The sequence below is a fragment of the Halovulum marinum genome (assembly GCF_009697225.1).
GTDB classification, from domain to species: Bacteria; Pseudomonadota; Alphaproteobacteria; order Rhodobacterales; family Rhodobacteraceae; genus Halovulum; species Halovulum marinum.
This window is the reverse complement of record NZ_WIND01000052.1, coordinates 1-3,449: the sequence shown is the minus strand read 5'-3', so window position 1 is coordinate 3,449 and position 3,449 is coordinate 1. Positions and strand designations below refer to the sequence as shown.

At 63.3% G+C, this 3,449-nt stretch carries 6 protein-coding genes and 2 pseudogenes; 6 read left to right on the top strand and 2 right to left on the bottom strand.

Annotated elements, in window-relative coordinates; translation table 11 throughout:
• From GE300_RS21895 to GE300_RS23820, 6 genes and pseudogenes are all read left to right on the top strand, one after another.
• On the top strand, positions 1-747 hold a 747-nt coding region (locus GE300_RS21895; RefSeq protein ID WP_154449684.1), incomplete at its 5' end, for an HAD-IC family P-type ATPase.
• A complete protein-coding gene (locus GE300_RS21890) occupies positions 744-1,349 on the top strand; it encodes a hypothetical protein (protein ID WP_154449683.1) in 606 nt (201 codons plus the stop codon). The genes GE300_RS21895 and GE300_RS21890, both read left to right, overlap by 4 nt.
• Positions 1,350-1,606: 257 nt before the next feature.
• On the top strand, positions 1,607-1,876 hold the full coding sequence (locus tag GE300_RS23965) for a hypothetical protein (protein WP_233417312.1): 270 nt from the start codon (positions 1,607-1,609) through the stop codon (positions 1,874-1,876).
• A gap of 33 nt (positions 1,877-1,909) precedes the next feature.
• Positions 1,910-2,140, top strand: coding sequence for a methyltransferase family protein (locus GE300_RS23960; protein WP_233417311.1), 231 nt, complete (start codon positions 1,910-1,912; stop codon positions 2,138-2,140).
• Positions 2,141-2,201: 61 nt separating this feature from the next.
• The gene (locus tag GE300_RS21880; RefSeq protein ID WP_233417310.1) at positions 2,202-2,669 is read left to right on the top strand and encodes a c-type cytochrome; all 468 of its coding nucleotides are present in this window, start codon (positions 2,202-2,204) and stop codon (positions 2,667-2,669) included.
• Between the two features lie 193 nt (positions 2,670-2,862).
• Positions 2,863-3,045, top strand: a pseudogene (locus GE300_RS23820) (c-type cytochrome); the annotation flags it as partial.
• 22 nt (positions 3,046-3,067) lie between these two features.
• Here GE300_RS23820 and GE300_RS21875 read toward each other — a convergent pair.
• Positions 3,068-3,253 (bottom strand): annotated as a pseudogene (locus tag GE300_RS21875) (TraM recognition domain-containing protein); the annotation flags it as partial.
• Between the two features lie 16 nt (positions 3,254-3,269).
• Positions 3,270-3,449: Rieske 2Fe-2S domain-containing protein (locus tag GE300_RS21870; protein ID WP_154449682.1), on the bottom strand; the 180-nt coding region annotated here is incomplete at its 5' end.

Here is a 3,449-nt window from a genome sequence, read left to right as displayed (position 1 = left end):
GCGGTCACCGGCAAGGGCGTCAAGGGCGTGGTGGACGGCAAGGCTGTCGCGCTCGGCAATCTGGCGATGATCCGCGATCTGGGATTTGAGGCGGGCGACCTGACCGCCAAGGCCAATGCCCGCCGTGACGAGGGCGAGACGGTGATGTTCGTGGTGCTGGACAGCGAGATTGCCGGTCTCGTCAGTGTCGCCGACCCGGTGAAAGAGACCACACCCGCCGCCATCGAGGCGCTGCACGACCTGGGTTTCCGCGTCATCATGGCCACCGGTGACAACGAACGCACGGCCAAGGCCATCGGCGCGCGTCTGGGCATCGACGAGATCCGGGCCGATGTGCTGCCCGAGGACAAGGCGCGGATCATCAAGGAGTTGCAGCAGGAAGGCCGCAAGGTCGCGATGGCCGGGGACGGCGTGAACGATGCGCCCGCGCTGGCACAGGCCGATGTCGGCATTGCCATGGGCACCGGCGCCGATGTGGCTATCGAAAGCGCGGGCATCACGCTGGTCAAGGGCAACCTCGACGGGATCGTGCGGGCGCGGCGGCTGGCGCGGGCCACGATGCGCAACATCCGCCAGAACCTGTTCTTCGCGCTGATCTACAACGCTTCCGGCGTGCCGGTCGCGGCGGGGGTTCTTTTCCCATTCTTCGGCATCCTGATCAGCCCGATGTTCGCCGCCTTCGCCATGAGCGCGTCATCGATTTCGGTGGTGCTCAATTCCCTGCGACTGAGAGGTGCAAGAATATGAGACAAGATGTCATTCGGGGCGCGCTGGCCGCTCTTGCGCTCACCGCCACGGCGAACATGGCGACGGCGCACGAATTTACCGCCGGGCTTCTGGTGGCGGGTGAGGAACGAGAGGCGCGTCTCGCCGAGGCGGCCAACGGATTCCTGTTGGCGGCGGATGAGCGCGACGGGCATTCGGCCGAAACGTCAGACGGCCATCTGGGCGGGGTGGATGTGCAGCTTCTGCCGCTGCCTGCCGAAGCGGCAGGCCAGGTCGCCGGGTTGGTCGGGACGCCCCGGACACCGCCCGACGTCCTGGTCGTGATCGGACCGGAACCGGACGCATCCGCCGCCGCCGCATCGCTTGCTTTCGCCGGCGTCATGTTGCGTCCCGGTGCGCTTCCCAACGGCTGGGCCGCCGACAATGACGCCAGCAGCTTTGCCGCGCGCTACCGCAGCACCTACGGCGCAGCCCCCACCGAGGCCGCGGCGCTTGGCTACAACGCGGCCCGGCGGCTGGATATCGCGGTGCGTCCGCTCGACGGTGTCGCCCCACGAGCGGCGCTCGAGGCCTCCCTCGCCGAGACCGAAAGCGGCACCAACTGGCAGGAGGACGTTCGATGAAGGAGAGGCCAAAGCCTCGTTTCTGACGTTACCCCCGAGGACCCGGACGAACCGGACATATCAGACCGAAACGTCGCCTCGACGCCGCCCGCCTCGGTCCGGCGATCGCGCGCCGGCGTCTATCTGATCTTTGCCCCGGCGGTACGTAGCCTGCTTCTGGGTTACGAGCACCGGGTGCACATCCCGTGCAGCGGATTGCTCATCTGGCTGCCATTGGTGCTTTGCGGTCGGCATGCACATCTTCATGCATGGCCGTCATGACGGACATGGCGCCGGAGACGACAAGACGTGACCGTCCGGAACGGCATATGGCCTTCGGTTGCTGGTATTCATCAACTCCGGGTTTGCATCATCTTCGCCTTCAGCTTTTTCAAGCCGCAGACTTCGCGTCCGGCTGGCTGCAATCGACCCGGCCGGATATCGACTGGCTGGCCCTCGGCTGGCAGTCAAACCCACACTTCGGCCCCGTCCACATCATGAGTTTCGCCCTGATCAGAGGCGGCTTCCGGGTGATATCTGTGGCGTGACTCCATCCATGGTCGGCGCAAAGACAGGCGCGGTTGGCCACGACAGGCCCATACGCCCGCATTCGCCATCCCAATTACGCGGGATTCGTTCTCATCATGCTGGGCTTTCTTGTGCAGTGGCCAACCATCCTGCCGCTCGCGATGTTCCCGGTGCTGGTCTGGATGTACGCCCGTCTGGCCAGAAACGAGAAGGCAGTCAGTTCCGCGCGATTCGGGGAGGCCTATTTGAGCTATATCAAGGCGGGACCCGCGTTTTTTTCTTGAGGTTTCAGGAGCGACTCGGGAAACCGACTCGCCGTGAACTGAAATCGACAAGGAGTAAGTCATGAAGACGCCGTATATGGCATTTGCCGCAACTCTTGTATTTTTGACATCCCAGTCGGCAATCGCTGACTCTCACGTCATGCAAGGAGACATGATGAGCAACGGACTGATGATGCCGTCCATGAGTTCGTCCGAGGGCCGAAAGCTTTTTGCATCGAAGGGATGCGTCGTATGCCACTCGGTCAACGGCGTCGGTGGAGAAGACGCGTCGATGCTGGATGCGGAGTTCATGGACATACCGATGAACCCCTTCGAGTTCGCCGCCCGCATGTGGCGTGGCGCCCCCGCGATGATCGAAGCGCAGGAGGACGAACTGGGATATCAGATCGAGTTCACGGGTGAGGAACTCGCCGCGATCATTGCCTTTGTCCACGACCCCGACGAACAGGCAAAGTTTTCCGAGGCGGACATCCCGGACGCGCTCAAGGAGATGATGGAGCATTTGGAGGAAGAGGAAGACCACGACTAGACGAAACTGGATCTGCGCGAAATGACCGGGCGGAAATACCGGGATTGAGGCATTCATCGAGAGTGGTGAAGAAAAGTGTACAGGATGGCCGTGAAGAAGTTCGCTATTGCAATGCTTCCTTGCCGGCGGACCAGGGACAAGTCTTGCCGCCCAGTCCGATGAAGACCGCGACCGGCCGAGGGTCAGCACCCAGATGCATGGCGCCGACGCCGCAAACCCTGCGCCTGATCCCGAGACAATCAACCTGCCCGAAACCCTTAACGCGCCAGCCTATTTCGGCCAGATTGCTTTCGAACGCGCCTGTTCGTCCTGCCACGGCACCAACGGCGCCGGCGGGACGGGCACGGGCCCGCCGTTGATCCATCCTGTTTACGAACCCGGTCATCACGGAGATACGGCAGGTCCATGCGGCGGGCTTGGTCCTTGGTCAGAAGCGGCGTATCCTCGGTCCGCTCGGATCCACCGCGCCCCTCAAACGGGTTGCGCCCGACAGCGCGCGACCGGGTCACGACGCGCTTTGTGGTGTGGCCCACAGCCTGGCTCAGCTCCTCGATGGTCTTCTGATCTGACGGGGTGAAGTGCAAGTGGCGTGTACGCCGGTCAGGTGCCTATGACGAGTTGCATGTCGTCTCCAAAAACGTAGGGCGGTATATCGAGGTTGCGTGGTGCCGGCCCTTTCCGGATCCGGCCAGAGGTGTCGTAGTGCGATCCGTGGCACGGGCAGAACCAACCGCCGAATTCACCCACCGCCGAACCGTCCTGGCCCAGGGGGATACAGCC

Coding starts and splice junctions, on each gene's coding strand:
- GE300_RS21890 (WP_154449683.1), top strand. CDS start 744: ATGAGACAAGATGTCATTCGGGGCGCGCTGGCCGCTCTTGCGCTCACC.
- GE300_RS23965 (WP_233417312.1), top strand. CDS start 1,607: ATGACGGACATGGCGCCGGAGACGACAAGACGTGACCGTCCGGAACGG.
- GE300_RS21880 (WP_233417310.1), top strand. CDS start 2,202: ATGAAGACGCCGTATATGGCATTTGCCGCAACTCTTGTATTTTTGACA.